This window comes from Proteus sp. FZP2095 (genome assembly GCF_023701425.1).
Classification (GTDB): Bacteria; Pseudomonadota; Gammaproteobacteria; order Enterobacterales; family Enterobacteriaceae; genus Proteus; species Proteus cibarius.
In genome coordinates this window covers 476616-497850 of the sequence record NZ_JAMQBJ010000002.1, presented here as the reverse complement: position 1 = coordinate 497850, position 21235 = coordinate 476616, and the positions used below count along the sequence as shown (strand labels likewise).

Sequence of the window (21235 nt, the reverse complement as noted above, 5' to 3'; positions counted from 1 at the left end):
ATAAGCAACTGTTGATTACTTATTTTAGCTAGCGGGTATCATCACTTCTTTTTAGTACCGTACAACGTTAATACACGGTGAGTAAGAGCAATTGATGCTAGACCGATAAAACATTCAGCTAGGAAAATCAGCATAAATTACCCCCATTCATAAGTACATTTTGTTTGGGCGGGGGTTCTGATAAAGTAAAGTGACTTGTCATATAGTGCTTAGCTAACTCCGATTTAATGGACACATTTTAAACCTACCATTAAAACTAAAAAGAGCAAAATATATTTCTCAACAAAATCCATTTTTTGGCTTTGATCACATAAAAACAACACAAAAAATCAAATTGATGTCATTTTAAAGCTGAAACTAAATTTATTTTCTCTTTTATAACCGTCTTTTGAAAAATAAAAATAGAGTGTTAAATCAATTACTTAAAGAAAACGAATGTTAAATCACCCTGTTTTTCTACAATAGGTTTTACCTTTAACTGACTTATAACAGATAATATTTCTTTTCGCTCTGGTCGGACTAAAACAATCGCAAGCCCTTGATAGTTATTCTCTTCAATTAAGTTAACTAACTGCTTAAGATCATAATATTTATTTTGCACATCAGGATATGCCAGACCATAGGCAAGCTCCCCTTTCGTCTCTGTTAAACGAATATCAGTGCGTTTTAAACTCCATGCTAAGGACGTTCCAATCCCCACTTCATCAGTTAAAATATAAGGCTTATCTGCTAGCTCACTGTAATAGTGATTAATTGCTTTTTCAGGGGTGCTTTTGCTTTCAACTTTATGAGGAATGGCATACCCAATTACTAGACTTAATCCTATCGAGCAGAATAAAGTCAGTAAACGTGTGGGTTTAAAGAGTGAAGCAATTCCCATCACACTCCAAAATAAAAAGCCCACAATACCCAGCAGCGCTTTATATTGCTCATGTGTTTCATATAACGTAAATCGTGTAGAGAACAGCGAATAAGCAATAATAGAAACGCCTATAAGCCCAAAAATAGTATTTATGATCGCATTGATATTATGAATTTTTTCATTTTGTTTATCTTTTAGCTCTTCCATATAATGTGCAATCAATATAGAGAGTGGCACAAAACAAGGTAACATATAGGTTAATAACTTACCGCTGGAGGCAGAAAAGAATGCAAAAAACAGGAATAACCAAAACGAAAAATAAAGCGTTCCCTTTTTCAAAAAAATAGCAGATTTAAGAGCGCCAAATAAGAACCCTAACCACGGCAAAATACCCAAAACAATAATAGGTAAATAAAACCACATAGGTTGCGATCTTGCTGAATCCTTTTCAACAAAACGTTGAACGTGTTCAATCCAAAAGAAGTAGTGCCAATAATCAGGGGCTTGAAGTGCAACAGAAATCACCCAAGGGCCTGCAATAACAAGCATTGAGATAAGCGCTATTGGCGCATAACAAAGGACTTCTTTAAAACGAGATGAGCTAATTGCGGTTACAACAAAAACTAACGCAGGTAATACAACAGCAATAAAACCTTTAGTTAAAAAACCTAATCCACAGAAAATACCGACTAAAATATAAGCATTGATTTTTGACTTTCTATTTTGTGCAGATAATCCACTTAAAAAGTAATACATCGCAATAGTGACAAACATTGTCACGATAGGATCAAGAATATTGTAGGTACCAATTGCTAACACAAGAAACGAGGATAAAAAGACCACTAGTGCATTAAACGCCAAAGTACGGTTATGCCAAACTAGCATAGTGGCACGATAAACAAATAAGCCGGTTAATAAGGTTGAAGTTACAACAACAATGCGAACAGAAAAATTACCTCCGCCAAATAACCATTGTGCAATACTGTTTAGCCAATACCCCAATACTGGCTTTTCAAAATAGCGAATATCCAGCATGTAAGGTACTGACCAATTACCTGATACCAGCATTTCTCGGCTAATTTCAGCATAGCGGATCTCATCTGGTTGCCAGAGTAGTCGCGTTTCGAGAGGAATTAAATAAGTTAGAAATACAAAAATAAAAAGTAGAAACCATTTATATTTTTCTACAAAGTCAACACGCATATATTCCCCGTTAAAATAAAACAATATCACGTTATACAAACTATTCACTTAGAATAGCTATCCTATAAAAGATTCAATATTATTTATTAAATTATAATTAATTATTGTTTTTATTTATTCCCAACCAACCCAAATGACGTTTAATGGAAATTTTACTAATAAAAATCAATACGATAAAACCATCTCATTAGAAATCAAAATAATAAAAGATTAATTTTTTATTAAATAATGAACGTCTTTTTATTAAAAGATTATCTAGATAGTATTAAAACAAAACATAGAGGATAACTGTTAAATATAAACAGAAGGTAAACAAAGTATATAAATAAAAAAACCAGAAGGAACTTATTCTGGTTTCTGATTACTTTATTTAATCATATGATGATAAAAATCTTATTTACTAAACTCTTTAAAAGCGCCCATGGTGTTGGATGCATACATAACTGAAGGACCACCGCCCATATAAATAGCAACACCTAATGCTTCTGCAAGTTCTTGTTCTGTTGTGCCAAGCTCTACAAGTGTTTTTGTATGAAATCCAATACAGCCATCACAACGATTCGCAACAGCAATTGCAATAGCGATCAATTCTTTTGTTTTTGCATCTAAAGCACCTTCTTTACCACCCGCTTTTGTCGTGCTCATAAAAGCTTTCATCACTTCTGGAATATTTTGAGACAATGCCCCCATGTTACCTGCAATGTCTGTTACTATTTCTTTGTACTTGCTCATTTTTGATCCCCTATCGATATACTTATTTATATAATATAAAAATATAATATCAAATTATATAATCTAAGCAAGTCAATTTAATTTGTGGTGATCTTTTCTATTGCGATAGTTACTAAAAAAGAGGTTTAAAGTGTCTATTTTAGATGAGTGGGCTGAACGCCATATCGAAAAAGCGTTACAAAAAGGAGAACTTTCATCACTAAAAGGTGAAGGAAAACCACTGATACTTGATGATAATAGCCATGTTCCTGAGTCACTCAGAGCAAGCTATCACTTATTAAAGAATGCTGGTTTTTTACCACCTGAAATGCAAGACAGAAAAGAAGCCTTATCTCTAGCGGAAATCCTAAGTACGTTAAATGAAACGGGAATAGAAGATGAAACACTGCAAAAGCGTTTGGCATTACTTGAGCTAAAATTGCAACAAGCAGGTTTAGATACCCAATTTTTACATGCAGACTATGCCACACAATTAACAGAAAAATTGGTAAATCATAAAAAAGAAACCGAACAAAAATAATGAAATATCAAAATAGAAAAAGCCTATACATCCCTGTATAAGCTTCAATCATCGCAGAGAATTAACCTGCTGTTGGAGAGTAGTATGTTGGTGAGCCAGGCCCTACTGGTAAATTGAATACAAACACCCATAAGTAGAACAATAATGACCAACCAATTAAGAAAATAACAGAATATGGCAACATCATAGAGATCATCGTACCAATACCTGTGTCTTTCTTATATTTTGTTGCGACTGCTAATATCAAACCAAAGTAACTCATCATAGGTGTAATGATATTAGTGACAGAATCTCCTATTCGATATGCTGCTTGGATTGTCTCTGGCGCATAACCTGCAAGCATTAACATTGGTACAAAGATAGGTGCTGTCACAGCCCATTGTGCCGATGCTGAACCAATCATTAAGTTAATAAAAGCACAGATTAAAATAAAGCCTAAGAACAGTAATCCACTTGGCATATCAATACTATTAAGTAGCGCAGCACCCTTAACAGCAATGACCTGACCGATGTTTGTCCAACCAAAGAACGCAACAAACTGAGCCGCAAAGAAAATAATCACTAAATAGAGGCCAAGCGTACTCATCGAATTCGCCATAGCATCAACGATGTCTTTATCTGTACGCATTGTCTTAGCAATCCATCCGTAAACAATACCCGGTATTGCAAAGAATAAGAAAATAAAGACAACAATAGATTTTAAGAAAGGAGAATTACCAATTAACCCTGTTTCTTGGTTTCTCAATATGCCATTTTCAGGAACAACCGTTAGCGCCAAAATCACGGCCATCACAATAAATGTCCCTGTTGAAGCCCATAGTGCTTTCTTTTCTAGTGGCGTAACTTCAGCAGCATTCCTTAAATCATTTTCTTCATCATCAAGTTCGTTACCGTTATAAGGCCCTAGTTGAGGCTCAACGATTTTTTCCGTAATGAAGTAACCTAAGAAAGTAATAAGGAATGTACTGACAAACATAAAGTACCAGTTTGCTTCAGCACCAACGATATAGGTTGGATCTATAATACGCGCTGCTTGCTGTGTAATACCCGATAATAACGGATCTATCGTTCCTAAGAGCAAGTTAGCAGAATAACCGCCAGAAACACCCGCAAATGCAGCAGCAAGACCCGCTAGAGGATGCCGCCCTAATGAATGGAAGATAATTGCTGATAACGGTATCAGTACTACATAACCTAATTCAGCCGCGGTATTAGACATAATACCGGCAAATACAATTGCCAATGTAGTCATCTTGCGAGGTGCTTTCATTACCACTAAACGCATCACCGCAGATAATAAACCTGCGCGTTCAGCAATACCGACACCTAATAACGCCACCAGCACCGTACCTAAAGGCGCAAATCCAGTAAAGTTTGTGACGATATTTGCCAATATACGACGAATGCCATCCGCATCTAACAAACTAATAATATGGATATAGCCATCTTCTGCGCGTCCTTTGGCGCCTTCTGGTCGGGGATCTTGTACCGTAACACCGAAATATTCACCAACCGCCGAAGAGACAAGTAAAATAGCAATTAAAATAATAAATAAAATAACGGGATGGGGTAGCGCATTTCCTAGCCATTCCACTGTGCGTAGAAAGCGACTGCCTCCCTGTTTTTTTGTTTGCATCATTTATCCTTTTTATAAAAAAACAGAAAATGCACAGTACACAACCCTTTTTATTATGACTATCTGTTAATCCTATTTATAAATGCCTTATTTAAGATAAAACCCTGAATAAAATTGCTAAATAAAATATTTTTTACTTTAATAAACAATAAATTAAAAATAAATCATACAATTACAAATAACTTACATTAAAATTAATTTATAATATCTAAAATTAAAAAATGTGCATAAGGTAACATTTTTTAACATTATCATGATTATTTATTAACCTTTTCTGATTAAAAATGCCTTCAATTAATAGTCAGAAACGATTAAACACTCAGATAAACCTGATAGTAACGGTTGTAATTACTATAAAAGAGAAAGTAATGACGAATAAATGGTCAGAATAGGTTAAAACTTTAGATTATTTGTAACGTGAGCAACTAATTTTATAGTAGATATTGAACGTTCGAGTATACGCAGAATGAAGAGTTGATGGCCTGAGAGAAGAAAGAGAAAAATGACAAAAAAATCTTTAAAAGGACAATATCGTTGATATTTTAAAGATAAAAAGGGCAATTTATTATTGCCCTTTTTATCTATCACTTAATGAGAAAATATTTACTGATTAGAAGATAATATCTGGCGTAGTTTCCGCCATAAAATATATACACTTACTTGCATGTCTATCTTCAATTTCTTCTTCAACATGAAAACAATCTTCAAAAAACCAGTGAATGGGGGTTTTTAAATAGACCGCCAATGTCACAAGGTAACTCAAGTCTATTTTATTTAACCCGCGTTCATAACGTGAGAATTGTTGTTGGCTAATTCCCAATTTATCAGCAATGTGGCCGCCAGTATAACCAAGCTCTTTACGTTTTCTCTGTATTCTCTTGCCAACTAGCTCATTCACATTGATGTCTATAAGATCATAATCCATCATGCTTTAACCTATTCTCTCTATTATGGCAATGTTAAGATAAGTGCACCAGAACCTGAGAAGAATCCCGCCTCGACACGACCATTTGTACGCAATACAGAACTGACTGATACTGATGTTGCTCTACCTTTGGGAACAAAAATAATTGTGCCGTCTTCCCCAGGATATTCGCCCCCATTAAGGGTTCCTAAATATAAGTTTGCATATAAGCTATTATCTGAACGTAAAGGAATACGATCACTTACCATACCTGTCGCAATCACTTTTACACTCATATCTTTATTGCATGTGATATTGATATTTTTTGAACGGCGTGCATTATTTAATTCGTTCTCATTAATTTCACCATAGTCTAAATTCACAGAGCCATCAATAATTTGACAAGCTCCCACAGGAGGAGGTGCTATACCACAAGAAGAACCGGGTAATAAACGACCACTTTTAGCAATACCACTTGACTCTTCTTGGTAAAATAGCCCCACACATTCTTGAAGAAGAGAAGGATCAACACCTCTGTGTACGGCTTTGTTAGGCCCATAAGGTAACGCTAATTTAGCCAAAACGGCTTGGCGCAATTCTTCCATCGTGCGATAATTTTGTGCATTGCTTAATATCCTTTTTGTTGCTGTCCCCCCAGAACCATCAGCTTCATGCCGATGGTTAATTGTGATATAACATCTTTTCCATCCATAACATGGATTTAATGTACCAGGAGACTCAGGATCCCAACGTTGAATAATAAAGGTATAGTCAGCACCTTTTGAGCCTACAAGCTTAGATTCTGTGATATAAGAAAAAATTGCCGCCATTGATGATGTTGAAAATAACATCATCACACTAAATATAAATAATGCTGATAATCGTTTTGGGGTAGACATATTAACCTCAATCTTAAGGATTAATCATAATTCAGGTGAAATGTGGCTATTGCACTAAAACGACCTCGTTTTATTGATTCATTGGCAATAGCATTAGGTTCTGCTTGTATAAAGGCTCGAAACCTTAAAATCGAATCCCCTGAATTTAAGGCAATATTACTGGTTTCTTGATTAATCCGTAGTGGTGTACCATCTGAATTTTCTAATCCAATAGCAATACCTTCTGCTTGGCTTCCTGCACTTAAAGCAAGAAAACCTTGCCCGACCATTGCCTGATTTTCAGTACCACTAAATGTCACTCTCACTTTTTTATTAATCGAAAGATCACACTCTGATAAATGAATTTGAAATACTTGGCTATTTGTTCTTCCAGAACCAATATAAAATGTTTTATCAGGCACATTACCGAATTCCAGAGAAATAGTTTCATCACCCGGCTTAATCACACAAGGCTCATCCACTAACGTACCATAAAGCCGCATATTATTCGGTGCTGCATTGGCTGTTGCCATACTTCCTATCAATACCGTTAGCCCGTAAATAACAGGAAGCGATAATGTCTTGATTTTCATTTTCACTCTCCTATTGATATTCAGCGAGCAATGTTGCAGTGACTTCAAATGGGCCTTTTGCCAACGTGCTTCCTGGTTTTTTGACAGGTACAGCTTGAATAATCGGTGGTTTACTTGGCGATATAATGACACGTTCATTTAAAATAAAAGGTTGACCATCACGTATCATATGAATAGCTAGATTTGCCATATTGGTTTGTAGTCCCGCATCATCAAATTGACTTTTAGGGCCAATTATTGACAAGGTAAGATCCCAACCTTTTATATTTTGATCGCACTTTAATGTGTAATTCACCGGTTTTGTGTAATTAATTCCATCAATCCGATTAATCCCCACATTGTCGCCAAAAAAAACTTCGATTAAGTTATTATTTTCGATCACACAAGGTGGCGGAATTAATAATGTTCCAAATAATTTTAGATTAGGTTGTTCGTCTGCTGCATTGATTGATAATGGAGCCATTACAAGTAGAGTCATCAAACAAACATGTTTCAATTTGCTATACACAGTCTCGGCTCCTTACTGATATTCAATGCGAAGTGTCGCGATTGCCGAAAAATCACCACCGCTTAATGTTGCTGAATAATCGCGAACGGGGATTGCCTCAAGAACCGGTATATTCGGATAAGTAAAGTTTACAGTTTGTCCTAATCGCAACAATTTATTTTGATAGAGTATACGGACGCCCAACCCAGTAATATTTGTTTTTAGCGCATTACTATCAAATCCAGCACCACCACCAACAACCGAGATTTTCATCGCATTAGTCGGCATTTTTTTACATTCAACTTTATAATTAATGGGACGTTTATAGTTAGCACCATCAATACGCGTGCTCATTACTTCACCAAAATCGACCTCAACCATCTGCCCATTATTAATAACACAAGGTGGAGGAGCGATAACATAACCGGTAATATTAACAGGAACCATACCCGGTGAAACTGTCGTCGCTTTAGGTGCGAACATACTTGATGATGTATTTGCAACAGCAGCTGAACTCAGGACACCAGTAAATGCTGTCATTAATAAAATCAACACTGCTTTGCTTGTGTTTAACCGCTGTTCCATATCCATAAATAAACCTATTAATTTCCTACTGCAGTTTCTACAACCTTACAGTCGTTACCACTACAGCTAAATTTTAAACGAGGACGTCCACCGTAATCGTTGATGTAACTTAATACTGGTGAGGCACCAAATGCAGAAGCTTTTAAATTAAGATCCGCACTACTTTTTGGATCTATCATTAATGGCGTAAATCCGGCTAAGCTCTCACCTTTCAATCCTGTTAATCCATCAACAATGGTCACAAAATAAGGTGTTGGATTATTTACCTGATAGGTATCACCTTTTTTTGTTAAGGTAATTTTTTCCTGCCAAGGATTTGTTAAATCTGTCTGCGTTGCATAAATAGCTGCTGGACGATAAAAGAGTTTAATACGCGTTTGTAAAGCAATTTGTAAAACATTCGGTTTATCGCTACGTGGTGGAATTTCACGTAAGTTAAAATAGAACACACTTTCTCTATCTTGAGGTAATTTAGCGACATCAGGTAAGCCTTGTATTTTTATTTGGCTTTTATCACCTGGTTCAATTCGCTGAATAGGTGGCAGAACGATTAATGGACTTTCCACTTTTTGCCCATTGATATCTTCCATCCAACCTTGTGCTAAATAAGGGAGATCTTTATTTTGATTACTAACATTCAGGCTGACAGATTTATCAGCTCCATTAAAAATGACACGAGTTCTATCCAATGCAATCGCAGCAATGGCTTGTTGAGTGAATACCATGCCAGTTAATAATGTGGTTGCTACAATGAATGAGCGCTTTAATAACATCATCTTTAATTACTCTTTTGTTTATAAAATCGTTTAATTTTTCCCTTCTCAACCTTCTGTTTTAACAAGCTGTGGTTGAAATGGTGATTCGGTTCTCTCTTCTGCTGGAGAAGATGTTGATGGAGTGGCTCCACAAGTTAATAATAGTGAAGAAATAAAATAACCTTCATCTAATTTAGGGACTTGTACTGTGCACTGTTTTTTACCACTCCAACGTACGTCTAAAATATCACCTGAATTTATTCCACTAAGATAAACATTACCGCTATCATTCACGATCCCCAATTCACGCCCTTTCGTAGTGGTAATGCTTGCTCCAAATGGTGGATAAGTACCGTCTTTCAAACGTACAATTGCCATCGCTTTTTGCCCTGCAATAACGTCAAATTCACGGTAACCAATAGCCCCTTCAGTTAGGGTTAATTGTTGTATTGAACGTACCGCATCGACATCATCAGGTAATTTATCTAAATCGATTGTTGCACTGTTACGATAATAGTTATTAATATCTGGAAGCACCGCTTTACCAAAGGCATTGGTGTAGCTTACCGCTCCTAAACTTCTCACTGGTACTCCAGAAACACCATTAGTATCAACTAATAGGCGCGCCGCGCCTGGCATTGCCGTACGGTGGAATGCGCCACCTTTTGGTGTCAACGTTGCGCCACCTTGGAATGAAAGTGATGCAGATGTATTTTCACCTTGAATATGGCTTGCACTTGCAGTGACTAATGCAGTATCACCATAACGGGTATAATAGGCGTCAGCTGAAGGACGACCACGGCTACTTAAACCGGCACCTAAACGATAGTTATTATTGTCATCAAGGCGGTCGAAATAACTTACGTTATGTGAATTACCGTGTTTATTAATCACAGTGTTATAGCTAATTGTCGCTTTATCACTCCACGGCATACTGACATTCAGATAAACACCATCATCATTAGTGCCGTTAAATTTGTTGCGATACGCTGATAAGTTAAAGTTAATATTTTTGAACCTACCAATATCCATAAATTTAGATAATGATAAGTTGTAATAATCGTTATTAGGCTTATTCCAATAAGTTTGGTGGTTATAGTTAAGATAGGCACTCATTCCCCAATCAGGGAATTGCTTACTTAATGTGACGGTATAAAGCTCTTTATTATTATCACGATTGTTATCGCGATAACGACGATCTAAATACTGCTCCATACTCATAAAGTCACGTTCAGAGAAGCGATAACCGGCGAAAGTTACCTGACCATTAATTGCTTCAAAACGTTTAGAGTAGCTGACCCGATAAGAACCACCATGATAGTTCTTACCATCATTAGGAATTTTTGCCCATGAATGGGTGGCATCAAAAGAAATTGCACCTAATGCCATCAAATCTCGACCAATACCTAAAGAAACAGAATTATAGTCGCCTGCAACTAATGAACCACCATAGAGAGACCAACCATTTGTTATCCCCCATGAAAACTCACCCATTGCAAAAACAGGTCCTTCCGTTTTATGGTCCATATCAGAAGGTTTACCCGCTGATAATTTATATTGCACTCGACCAGGTCGTGTTAAGTAAGGAATACTTGCGGTATCCATTTGATATTCTTGTACTGAGCCATCTTGCTCTTCTACTCGAATATCAAGCTTACCACTCACTGCATCATTAAGATTTTGAATACGGAATGGACCTGGCGCGACCTGAGTTTCATAGATCACTCGGCCTTGCTGACTAATGGTTACTTTTGCATTAGATTTTGCCACACCCGTTACTTCAGGAGCATAACCGCGTAAGTTGGGTGGTAACATCTGGTCATCAGTCAGTAAACTGATACCTGTAAAACGGAAATTATCAAAAACATCAGAGCGTGAGTAAGTTTCACCCATAACAAGGCGAGCGCCCAATTGAGTGATTGCTCTATAAAGATAATATTGGCTCCAATCCCAATCATTTTCTGAACTACTGTTAACGCCTGTTGTATGTTGATAGCTTGCTTGCCAATCAGCACGAAAACGCCAAACACCTAAGTTTGCACCCGCAGTACCGCTCCCCGTTACTTGTTGTGTTTGCTTACCGTTTGCAGGATCATTGACGTTAGCATTGACGTTATAGTCAAAAATAAGACCTGAAATACCCTCATCCCAACGAGAAGGTGGATCCCAGTCTTCAGTTGAATACTCAACATAAGCTTGAGGAATGGTGACAATAAAGCTACCCGCACCTAAGTTAGTGCTTGTTGTCATACCTGGTAATGAAGACTCATCAAGACACGCGTCGCCATCCTTCCAAGTCACCGCTTTAATCCACTCAGGTTTCAGCGTAAATTGATTGACCAAATCACGAGGAATACAAGGAATACTCGCTTTAGGATCATTTTCGGGAACAATATAATTAATAGTATAGAGATCAGGTAATTCATTATTATTAACTTTAACAATGAACTCATATCTTCCTGGCATAATATAGCCAGCACGAGAGAAGTCAGATAAATCAATATTTTGTTTATCTTTAAGATCAAGAATATCAGAGTTAAACTCGATATCACTAGTAGCAAACACCACATTAGAAGCACTTGCCATACCAGCAATAATTAAATAGATCAGTGCCGCAACAGGTCGAATAGTATGCTGATTACTCTTTTTTTCTGCTTTTCGTGAAGCAGTTTTGAATGATTTAGCCATAAATAATCCAACCAATCCATTTAATAATATTCGAGTTTAAAACGCAGGGTTGCTTGGTAATTACCTGCTCGTGGAATTTCGTTATTTTTGACGAGCCTTGCTTGATATAGCAAAGACAACGATTTTGTATCAATATCCACAGGAGGTAGAGGTTTCCCTGGTATTGCCAATCTTCCATAACGGTCAGCAATAGCTAACGAAACACCTTTCGCGTCACCAAAAAGTTGGAATAATCCGTTCTGTGCGGGGCCTTCAAAAGTAGCAATAAAACGAGGACGCTCAGCTTGCATACCTTTTTGGTCAACAAGAGAACATTCTGTTAATCGAATAGAGAAATATTCAATAGGTCCTTGGCCTTCGACAGCTAAGGTTGGAATAGACACGGTACTTAAAGAAATAACTTGCTCTCGGCTTCCTGCTGAGATAGTACATGTTGGTTCTAAAATAGAACCTTGTAAACTAACCACGCCGAATCGCTGATGTGATTTTACATCTTGTTTTATGTCGGTCACTGCCATTACAGGTTTAACTAATAATCCTGTCGCAACAAGTAATAATAGTGGCACCATTTTGCGATTCATTGCGCTCTACTCCATAAAATAAACCATAAAAAAATAATGCTGGAATGAAGCCCTATACATCCTTATACAGGGCTTAAAAGAACATCTATTATTGGTAAGTTAATGCGAAAGTAGCGATCGCAGTAAAGTCACCTGGTACAGCTGCATCTGTTGCAGAACCTTTTAAGTAAGCAGCAAAGTTCAGATCATTTGAACCATCACGAATAGTTTGAGCTTTTGTTGGTTCACCTAATTTAATTTGTGTACCACCTGCATCAGTAATAACAACTGCTGCATTTTTCGCTAAACCTTCAATACCTAAAGAGCCAGGCAGGATAGCTGCTGCTTCAGCACCAGTGAAAGTAGTTTGAACTGTTTTATAAGTTTCAGTAGAGCATTGCAGTAATTTGATTTTGAAAGTGTTAGAAACGCTACGACCACCATCTTTCAGAGCATTTGCTGAAACTTGTCCTAATGGAACACGTTGGTCACCAGAGTTAGGATCAATTGAACATGGAGCATCAATGATTGAACCCCAAAATTCTACAGTACCATGACCTTGATCAGCCGCGAATGCAGAACCAGCAGCAACAGTTAAGCCTAAACCTAAAACTAAACCTAATTTATTTAATTTCATCTTTATGTTTCCTGAAAATATAAGAACGAAGATATTTAAAATAATAAAATTCAATATAAGCAAACTGCTTAAATGAATGTCATACTAAATAGAGTTTCTATATTTTGATAAATTTCGCCTAATCAATTTCATATTTAATAATGAAATTAGATAAAGGAAACATATCAAGTTGGATATATTATTCTCTTCGATTCTTATTAAGTCAAACCACCCCAACTTTATTAAATTCATTTTTATTAATTTACTGATATTAAGTGTATTTTTTACATTTTCATACAAAATATTACTTTTCGAAAACGCCCCGAATGGAATTTAAAACCAATAAATTACTCTTAAAAAGAGATATATGAGATTTAAATACTGACATTTCAAAATTTAAAGTTAAAAGATCTGATTATCTTTTTATGAATAAGAGTATTTGTCAATTAAATAACATTTTATTATTTACTTACTTTAACCTTACATAACCTAAATTTTACATATTGAAACAAATCAAGCCTAATGCATTGATTTACCAGAAGATCAAAATAATGAATTTGTTAATTGATTTATTATCATTATTTACTCTCGGGCAGAAATCACACTAATAATAATCTTATAATGATAATCTTAAATTGAATTAAATATTGAACTATCAGTCTCAATAATAGATAAGACATTGTATTTTATATATAAATTAATAATTACATCCTTTTATAATTACGGATATTTATAATAAACAATACAAAAAGAGTAAAAACATTATAAAGCATTGATTTATAATTAATTATACAAATAATATAATCGAGAATAGAGTGTTTTGATAATAATTTAACACTTGGATGTGAGTATTTACACTTAGGAAATTAAGGTCAGAAAGTGAGTTTTTTGTACAATTTGCATTTTTTGATTAAGAACACTTCCATATGTTAACTAACTGATAATTCAAAAAAGAAATTCGTGTAATGCCTATTTTTTCTTCAAAAAAAACCAGAAATTTAATCATTTGATTGAGAATGGTTACTCCTTTTTTGGGTAAAAATTTTAATGTATTTATTAAGAGCTAGCTCAAACATTTAAATTATTTATTTATTAGATTATTGACTATTTTACGTATTGCTACTAATTTCATTATTAGCTTATTCATATTATTGCCTTCCCATAGAATCCACATGTTTTTATCCAAAAAGAAACACCATTAAATACATTTTATTTACATTTAATATATATATATTTAACACTACTCATTTAGTGCGTATATATATTAGTCGTTATTACTTGTTTTTTAATCATCAAATCTTTTTCAATAAGAATATTGGAGTTTTTTATCTTTACGATAAATCAGGAATAGTTTTATATTATCTGAATAAATTTAACTCATTTTTGAATGAGTTAATTAATCAAAATAAGTAAGTTTTAAGGTATATATTAGAAATAATCTTTTATCGATTAAATAATAACAAGTTAAGAATTTAAATAAAAATAGAGAATTTCATTAATATTATTTAATTATTCGACCAACCACCTCTTAATAAGAATATCATTATTAGAAGGTCTTTATTTAATGAATTAAGTTAGCTTTATTTATCTTTTTCATGATGTAATAAAAAAAGACATGTTTAACCTAATAGAAATGCACTTTTTTTAAAACACTCTCTTTAAGAGTATTCTTAACATACATTTTTAGCAAAATGCGTGTCTTAGATAATTATTATCGTCATAAAATGACAGTTTTACTTTTATGGCTAATTTTCATCTCTTATAAAAGAGTAAAAATTGATTATCAATACCTTCCTTTTTTACAGATAGCACGATCAATAACTCAAATTTGACTAACCGTATTTAGTACTTTTTAGCATAAAAAAAGGGCAGGGTTTCCCCTGCCTTACCAATTTGGTAATCAATCAAAGAAAAAGCATACGCTCTAAAACACCAAGTTAAAGTATCCTTTCGCGATATGCATTAATACAAAAAAACGTCAGGCATGGTTTCAGCCATGATGTTACTTCGTTTATCGATACGCAGACTTTCAGATGAAGATTTCGTGGTAAAGCAGTCTTCAAAAAACCAATAAATAGGCGTATTTAAAAAATTAGCCAACAAAACGAGATAACTGAGGTCTATTTTATTCATTCCTCGCTCATAACGAGAAAATTGCTGTTGGCTAACACCAATTTTTTCAGCAATTTGCATACCGGTGTAACCTAATTCTTTACGTTTTTTCTGAATTCTTTTGCCAACTAACGCATTAACATCAATATCTGTAAAATCGTAATTCATCATAATATTCACCCATTATCATGATTAAGGCATCGTTAAAATAATTGAACCTGAACCAGAGAAATAGCCCGGTGCAACGCGACCATTGGTATGTAAAACTGATTTAACCTCTACAGGTATGGTTCCATTTGCAGGAACATCAATTACAGTACCTTTTTCACCAGGATAATTATCAAGAAACAAATCGGCATAAAGACTATTATCAGGTCGCAGTGGTACTCGGCCACTGTCTGAGCCTGATGCGATAACTAGAACTTTCATTGCCAAGTTACAAGTGACATTAATATTTTGAGCACGTGTTGCATTTTCTAAACTCACTTCATCAATATCGCCATAATTTAGGTTTACAGCGCCTTCTGTTATTTTGCAGGCACCTACTGGTGGTGGCGCAATACCACATAGTGATCCTGGTAATAAACGCCCATTTGGAGACCAACCTCCTTCCTTAGATTCATAAAATAACCCGACACATTCTTGGTTTGAGGTAAGTGGATCACCAACATGTCGAGCAGTGCCTTGTATTGGAAAACTTTCCATTCGCATTACCGCATCACGAACGCCAGCTAAATAACGCTCTTTTTCAACACGGACAATACTTCTTACCGCAGATCCTGGAGAACCATTAGCATCATGTTTATGGTTAATGGTTATCCAGCATTTACTCCAACCATAACAAGGATTTGGGGTGTAAGGATCTTCAGGATCCCAGCGTTGAATAACATAGGTATAGGTTGCATTTGCTGGTGTTCCAGTTGATTCGGTTATATAAGAAAAGATGGATGCCATCGCAGGTGCCGAAAACAGCAAACCGATTGCAATACATAAAGCCGGAAATCGCTTTAATATGGACATAAAAAACCTCAACCCTAATAATTAGTCATAATTCAAATGAAATGTGGCTATTGCACTAAATGGGCCGCGTTTAATGGACTGGTTAGCAATCGCATCCGGCTCCCCTTGAATAAAGGCATAAAAATTTAAAATTGTGTCATCCGCACTTAATGACATTTTGTCTGTTTCTTTATTAACAGGTAGCGCATTTCCATTTTCAGATTCCAGTCCAACAGCAATACCCGCGGCTTGACTGCTTGGGCTTATTGCTAAAAAACCTTGTCCTGCCATGGCTTGATTTTCATCACCTTTAAAGGTGATTTTGACGCTTTTACCAATCGTTAAGTCACATTCAGACAAGCGTATTTGAAACAACTTGCTTGGTGTTCTTTGATACGCATAAAGGTTTTTGTCCGGAATATTGCCAAAATCTAACTCAACAGTTTCGTCTCCGGGCTTTATGGTGCAAGGCTCGTCAACTAATATGCCGTGAAAACGCATATTGTCTGGTGCAGAGAGAGCGGTTGATGTTAATCCCATAAATGTGGCCAGACTCAATACGAACGGGATCGATAATCTTGCTATATTCATCAATACGCTCCTATTGGTATTCAGCAAGCAATGTTGCTGAAACTTCAAATGCACCTTCAGGCAAAGTGCTACCCGGTCTTTTAACAGGTACTGCTTGGATCACAGGTGGATTATCGGGTGATATCGCAATACGCTCGTTCAATTTAAAAGGCTTACCATCTTGCGTGAGATGAATACCTAAATCTGGAATATTGGTTTGTAGCGCAGCTTCATCAAACTGAGTTTTAGGACCAATAATAGAAAGCCCTAAATCCCAACCTTTTAAATTTGGATCACAGACCAATCGATAATTCACGGATTCGGTGTAGTTAATGCCATCTACTTTATGAATACCTACGTTGTGCCCAAAATAGACATCAATCAGTTCGTTGTTACTGATGACACAAGGTGGTGGCACTAATAAAGTGCCAAACAATTTCATATTAGGTGCGTCTGCACTTATGGCAGAATAAGAATTCAGTAATGCAATCAGACATATGTACTTTAATTTATTCATCTTCTGACCCCTTACTGATAATCCACATGCAGTGTGCCACTTGCGACAAAATCACCACCCACTAAGGCTTCATTCTGATCACGAACAGGAATGGCTTCTAATTCAGGTAAGTTGGGATAGGTAAAATTCACCGCCTTACCTAAATCTAATAAGCTCCCCTTATACAGAATACGTACCCCTAATCCTGTAATATTTGTTTGTAACGCATTTGAATCGAATCCTGTTGCGCTACCCGTAACATAGACTTTCATGGCATTAGTTGGCATTTTTTGGCAAGTCGCGGTGTAGTGGATAGGCTCTTTATAGCGAACGCCATCAATACGCGTACTCATCACCTCACCAAAATTAACTTCGATCATTTTGCCGTCATTAATGAGGCAAGGTGGTGGTGCAATGACATTTCCTGAAATATTGATATAAACAATTCCAGGAATAACGGCTTTCACCGCTCTCGCGGATGAATTCGCAACAGCAGTAAAACTTAGGCCTCCAGTAAACGTTGCCAAAATAAGAATCAACACTGCTTTGCTTGGGCTAAACCGCTGTTCCATTTTCATAAAATAGACCTATTTATTTTCCTGCTGATGTTTCTGCGACTTTGCATTCATTGCCATTACAGGTGAACTTCATCTGAGGACGTCCGCCGTAATCATTGATATAGCTAAGTACAGGTGATGCGCCAAACGCCGAAGTAGGCAGATTTATCGTTCCTGTACTTTTAGGCGCTATCATCAGTGGCTCAAAGCCATCAAGACTTTTTCCTTGTAACCCTGTTAGGCCATCCACTAATGTCACGTAATAAGGTGTTGGATTATTCACTTCATAACGATCACCTTTCTTTATTAAGGTAATTTTTTCCTGCCAAGGATGAGTGAGATCCGTTTGTGTGGCATAGATTGATGCTGGGCGATAAAACAACTTAATTCGTGTTTGTAATGCAATTTGCAATACATTAGGTTTATCACTACGAGGTGGAATTTCACGCAAGTTAAAATAGAAAACGCTTTCTCTATCTTGTGGTAACTTGGCAATATCCGGCAATGACTGCACCTTTACTTGGCTTTTATCACCCGGCTCAATACGCTGAATTGGAGGTAAAACTAATAATGGGCTGTCAATACGTTCTCCATTTTCATTTTCCATCCAGCCCTGAGCCAAGTAAGGGAGCTCTTTGTTTTGATTGCTGACATTTAAGCTAATAGATTTATCTGCACCATTAAAAATGACACGCGTTCTATCTAAAGCAATCGCAGCAAGGGCTTGACTAGTAAAGACCATTCCAGTCAATAAAGTGGTTGTTACAATGAATAAGCGCTTTGATAACATCATTTTGAATTACTCTTTTTGTCTGAAATTATTTTTATCTTTCCCTTCTTTCCTAACCTTATTGTGTAATCAGTTGAGGTTTAGGTAAGGGCTCTGTTCTTTGATTGATTGTCGAAGGTGTTGCGTCTCCATCACTACAAGTCAGTAATAAAGAAGACATAAATAATCCTTCAACTAATGTTGGAATACGAACTTTACACTGCTCTTGACCATTCCAACGCACACTCAATACATCATCACTATTAATCCCCGTCAGATAGACATTCCCACCATCATTGACAATACCGAGTTCACGCCCTTTCTCAGTTGTGACACTGGCACCAAATGGGGGATAAGTTCCGTCTTGTAAGCGAATGACAGCCATGGCTTTTTGTCCCGAAACCACATCAAAGTGACGGTAGCCAATTGCACCTTCTGTTAGTGTTAATTGTTGAATTGAGCGTAATGCTTCAGCATTATCTGGCATCTTATCAAGGTCGATACTGGCACTACTGCGATAATAATCGTTGATATCAGGTAGTACTGCTTTACCAAAAGCATTGGTGTGCGTAATCGCGCCAATGCTTTTTACTGGTATATTAGAAACACCATCTGTATCAATTAGTAAACGAGTACTACCAGTACGACTTGTGCGGTGTAATGCACCACCTTTTGGTGTTAATGTAGCCCCACCTTGTAGAGATAATGTAGCTGATGTGTATTCGTCATTAATATGACTCGCACTGGCAGTGATCAATGCTGCATCAGCATAATGCATGAGGTAAGCATCTGCAGATGGCTTACCGTTACTACTTAAACCTGCCCCAACACGATAACTACTATTGTTATCAATACGATCGTAATAACTGACATTATGTGAATTACCGTGTTTATTAATCACAGTGTTGTAGCTAATGGTCGCGCGATCGCTCCAAGGCATACTGACATTCATATAAATGCCATTATCATTGTTACCATTAAATTTATTGCGAAACGCCGACAGACTGAGATTGATATTTTTAAAGCTACCAATATCCATCGTTTTAGCTAACGACAGGTTGTAGTTATCGTTATTAGGTTTATTCCAATAGGTTTGATGACTGTAGTTTAAGTAAGCGCTTAATCCCCATTCAGGGAACTGCTTACTAAACATAATGGTATAAAGCTCTTTATTGTTATCTTCTTCACCACCATGATAACGACGATCTAAATATTGATTCATACTCATAAAGTCACGTTCGGAGAATCGATAACCTGCGAATGTCACTTGGCTATTGATTTGTTCAAATCGTTTTGAGTAACTTAGGCGATAGGAACCACCGTGATAACGCTTATTATCACTTGGAATTTTGGCCCAAGAATGCGTCGCATCGAAAGAGATAGCACCTAGCACCATCAGATCACGACCAATACCAGCAGAAACAGAGTTATAATCACCCGATATTAATGAACCACCATAAAGTGACCAACCGTTGCTGATCCCCCATGAAAATTCCCCCATACCAAAAATAGGGCCTTCGGTATTACGGTTCATATCCGACGGTTTACCCGCAGATAATTTATATTGCACTCGACCCGGACGTGTTAAATAAGGAATACTTGCCGTATCCATTTGGAATTCTTGAACAGATCCATCTTGCTCTTCAACACGTACATCTAATTTACCACTCACTGCATCATTGATGTCTTGAATACGAAACGGCCCGGGAGCAACCTGAGTTTCATAGATCACACGACCTTGCTGGCTAATCGTTACTTTCGCATTCGTTTTTGCTACTCCCGTTACTTCAGGGGCATATCCTCTTAAGTTAGGTGGTAGCATATTGTCATCCGTAGACAAATTAACCCCGGTAAAACGGAAGTTATCGAAAATGTCAGAGCGTGAGTAAGTCTCCCCCATTACAAGGCGAGCCCCTAATTGCGTGATCGCTCTATAAAGATAAAGCTGGTTCCATTTCCAACTATTTTCAGTGCTATCAGGAATACCTGTTGTATGCTGATAACTCGCTTGCCAATCAGCACGGAAACGCCAAACACCAAGGTTTGCTCCCACGGTTCCTAAGCCAGTTACTTGCTGACGTTGCTTCCCTTTAGCGGGATCTGTCACGTTAGCATTGACGTTATAGTCGAAAAGTACCCCTGAGATACCATGATCCCAACGAGAGGGTGGATCCCAGTTTGGTGCTGAGTATTCAAGATAGGCTTGAGGAATAGTAAGAATAAGATTGCCATTTCCCAGGCTTGCACTTACCGTCATACCTGGAATAGAAGAGATATCAAGACAACTTCCATTATCTTGATATTTAACTTTTTCAACCCATTCAGGTTTGAGCCCTATTTGATTGACCAATTCTTGCGGTAAACAAGCCTCACTACCTTTAGGATCATTGGCTGGCACAACATAGTTAATGTTGTAGAGTTCTGGGAGTTCATTATTATTCACACGAACAACAAATTCATATCGGCCAGGCATAATATACCCAGCGCGAGAAAAATCTGATAAGTCGATATTTTGCTTATCTTTTAAATCTAAAATATCGGCATTAAATTCAATATCACTATTTGCTAAAGCTGAACTTGAAATACTAGAAGCGCCAGTAAGAATTAAATAGATCAGTACAGCAACAGGCCGAATAGTATGTTGTTTTTTCTTTTTTTCCGTCCCTAAACAAACGGTTTTGAATGTTCTAACCATAAGTTATCCAACCCGATC

20 protein-coding genes are annotated in these 21235 nt (G+C 36.5%); 1 reads left to right on the top strand and 19 read right to left on the bottom strand.

Annotation, left to right across the window (positions count from 1 at the left end; genetic code table 11):
- Nucleotides 1-418 precede the first annotated feature (418 nt).
- Together arnT and NBG71_RS12405 are read right to left on the bottom strand one after the other, a co-directional pair.
- A complete protein-coding gene (gene arnT / locus NBG71_RS12410) occupies nucleotides 419-2065 on the bottom strand; it encodes a lipid IV(A) 4-amino-4-deoxy-L-arabinosyltransferase (protein ID WP_250916890.1) in 1647 nt (548 codons plus the stop codon).
- Nucleotides 2066-2458: 393 nt separating this feature from the next.
- Nucleotides 2459-2797, bottom strand: a complete 339-nt coding sequence (locus NBG71_RS12405) for a carboxymuconolactone decarboxylase family protein (protein WP_023581047.1) — start codon at nucleotides 2795-2797, stop codon at nucleotides 2459-2461.
- Between the two features lie 130 nt (nucleotides 2798-2927).
- Here NBG71_RS12405 and NBG71_RS12400 point away from each other — a divergent pair, with 130 nt between their 5' ends.
- Nucleotides 2928-3317 (top strand): DnaJ family domain-containing protein, encoded by a 390-nt coding sequence (locus NBG71_RS12400; RefSeq protein WP_075674096.1) that lies wholly within the window; start codon nucleotides 2928-2930, stop codon nucleotides 3315-3317.
- A 61-nt stretch (nucleotides 3318-3378) separates the two neighbouring features.
- On the opposite strand, the gene NBG71_RS12395 is transcribed toward NBG71_RS12400, so the two are convergent.
- The 17 genes from NBG71_RS12395 to NBG71_RS12315 form a co-directional block, all read right to left on the bottom strand.
- Entirely contained in the window at nucleotides 3379-4953 is a 1575-nt protein-coding gene (locus NBG71_RS12395) for an AbgT family transporter (protein ID WP_099659916.1), read from the bottom strand.
- 610 nt (nucleotides 4954-5563) lie between these two features.
- Nucleotides 5564-5881, bottom strand: a complete 318-nt coding sequence (locus NBG71_RS12390) for a helix-turn-helix domain-containing protein (protein WP_075674094.1) — start codon at nucleotides 5879-5881, stop codon at nucleotides 5564-5566.
- 20 nt (nucleotides 5882-5901) lie between these two features.
- Nucleotides 5902-6756 carry an MrpH family fimbial adhesin gene (locus tag NBG71_RS12385; protein WP_250916889.1) on the bottom strand — a complete coding sequence of 285 codons (855 nt, stop codon included), beginning with the start codon at nucleotides 6754-6756 and terminating at the stop codon, nucleotides 5902-5904.
- A 20-nt stretch (nucleotides 6757-6776) separates the two neighbouring features.
- The gene (locus tag NBG71_RS12380) at nucleotides 6777-7328 is read right to left on the bottom strand and encodes a fimbrial protein (protein ID WP_250916888.1); all 552 of its coding nucleotides are present in this window, start codon (nucleotides 7326-7328) and stop codon (nucleotides 6777-6779) included.
- Nucleotides 7329-7338: 10 nt separating this feature from the next.
- The gene (locus NBG71_RS12375) at nucleotides 7339-7836 is read right to left on the bottom strand and encodes a fimbrial protein (protein WP_223672759.1); all 498 of its coding nucleotides are present in this window, start codon (nucleotides 7834-7836) and stop codon (nucleotides 7339-7341) included.
- A 12-nt stretch (nucleotides 7837-7848) separates the two neighbouring features.
- A complete protein-coding gene (locus NBG71_RS12370) occupies nucleotides 7849-8406 on the bottom strand; it encodes a fimbrial protein (protein ID WP_075674091.1) in 558 nt (185 codons plus the stop codon).
- Nucleotides 8407-8417: 11 nt separating this feature from the next.
- The gene (locus tag NBG71_RS12365) at nucleotides 8418-9176 is read right to left on the bottom strand and encodes a fimbria/pilus periplasmic chaperone (protein ID WP_075674090.1); all 759 of its coding nucleotides are present in this window, start codon (nucleotides 9174-9176) and stop codon (nucleotides 8418-8420) included.
- Between the two features lie 45 nt (nucleotides 9177-9221).
- Nucleotides 9222-11843: an outer membrane usher protein gene (locus NBG71_RS12360; protein ID WP_250916887.1), complete on the bottom strand. Its 2622-nt coding sequence runs from the start codon at nucleotides 11841-11843 to the stop codon at nucleotides 9222-9224.
- A gap of 20 nt (nucleotides 11844-11863) precedes the next feature.
- Entirely contained in the window at nucleotides 11864-12424 is a 561-nt protein-coding gene (locus NBG71_RS12355) for a fimbrial protein (protein ID WP_099659918.1), read from the bottom strand.
- A gap of 88 nt (nucleotides 12425-12512) precedes the next feature.
- The gene (locus NBG71_RS12350) at nucleotides 12513-13040 is read right to left on the bottom strand and encodes a fimbrial protein (protein ID WP_075674087.1); all 528 of its coding nucleotides are present in this window, start codon (nucleotides 13038-13040) and stop codon (nucleotides 12513-12515) included.
- Between the two features lie 1941 nt (nucleotides 13041-14981).
- Nucleotides 14982-15302: a helix-turn-helix domain-containing protein gene (locus NBG71_RS12345; RefSeq protein WP_075673424.1), complete on the bottom strand. Its 321-nt coding sequence runs from the start codon at nucleotides 15300-15302 to the stop codon at nucleotides 14982-14984.
- 21 nt (nucleotides 15303-15323) lie between these two features.
- Nucleotides 15324-16151 (bottom strand): MrpH family fimbial adhesin, encoded by an 828-nt coding sequence (locus tag NBG71_RS12340; RefSeq protein WP_075673423.1) that lies wholly within the window; start codon nucleotides 16149-16151, stop codon nucleotides 15324-15326.
- 21 nt (nucleotides 16152-16172) lie between these two features.
- Nucleotides 16173-16721 carry a fimbrial protein gene (locus NBG71_RS12335; RefSeq protein WP_075673422.1) on the bottom strand — a complete coding sequence of 183 codons (549 nt, stop codon included), beginning with the start codon at nucleotides 16719-16721 and terminating at the stop codon, nucleotides 16173-16175.
- A 10-nt stretch (nucleotides 16722-16731) separates the two neighbouring features.
- Nucleotides 16732-17217 (bottom strand): fimbrial protein, encoded by a 486-nt coding sequence (locus NBG71_RS12330; protein WP_075673421.1) that lies wholly within the window; start codon nucleotides 17215-17217, stop codon nucleotides 16732-16734.
- An 11-nt stretch (nucleotides 17218-17228) separates the two neighbouring features.
- Nucleotides 17229-17774: a fimbrial protein gene (locus tag NBG71_RS12325; protein ID WP_075673420.1), complete on the bottom strand. Its 546-nt coding sequence runs from the start codon at nucleotides 17772-17774 to the stop codon at nucleotides 17229-17231.
- A gap of 13 nt (nucleotides 17775-17787) precedes the next feature.
- A complete protein-coding gene (locus NBG71_RS12320) occupies nucleotides 17788-18546 on the bottom strand; it encodes a fimbria/pilus periplasmic chaperone (RefSeq protein WP_075673419.1) in 759 nt (252 codons plus the stop codon).
- 55 nt (nucleotides 18547-18601) lie between these two features.
- Complete coding sequence (locus NBG71_RS12315; protein WP_075673418.1) at nucleotides 18602-21217, bottom strand: outer membrane usher protein; 2616 nt, start codon at nucleotides 21215-21217, stop codon at nucleotides 18602-18604.
- Nucleotides 21218-21235 lie beyond the last annotated feature (18 nt).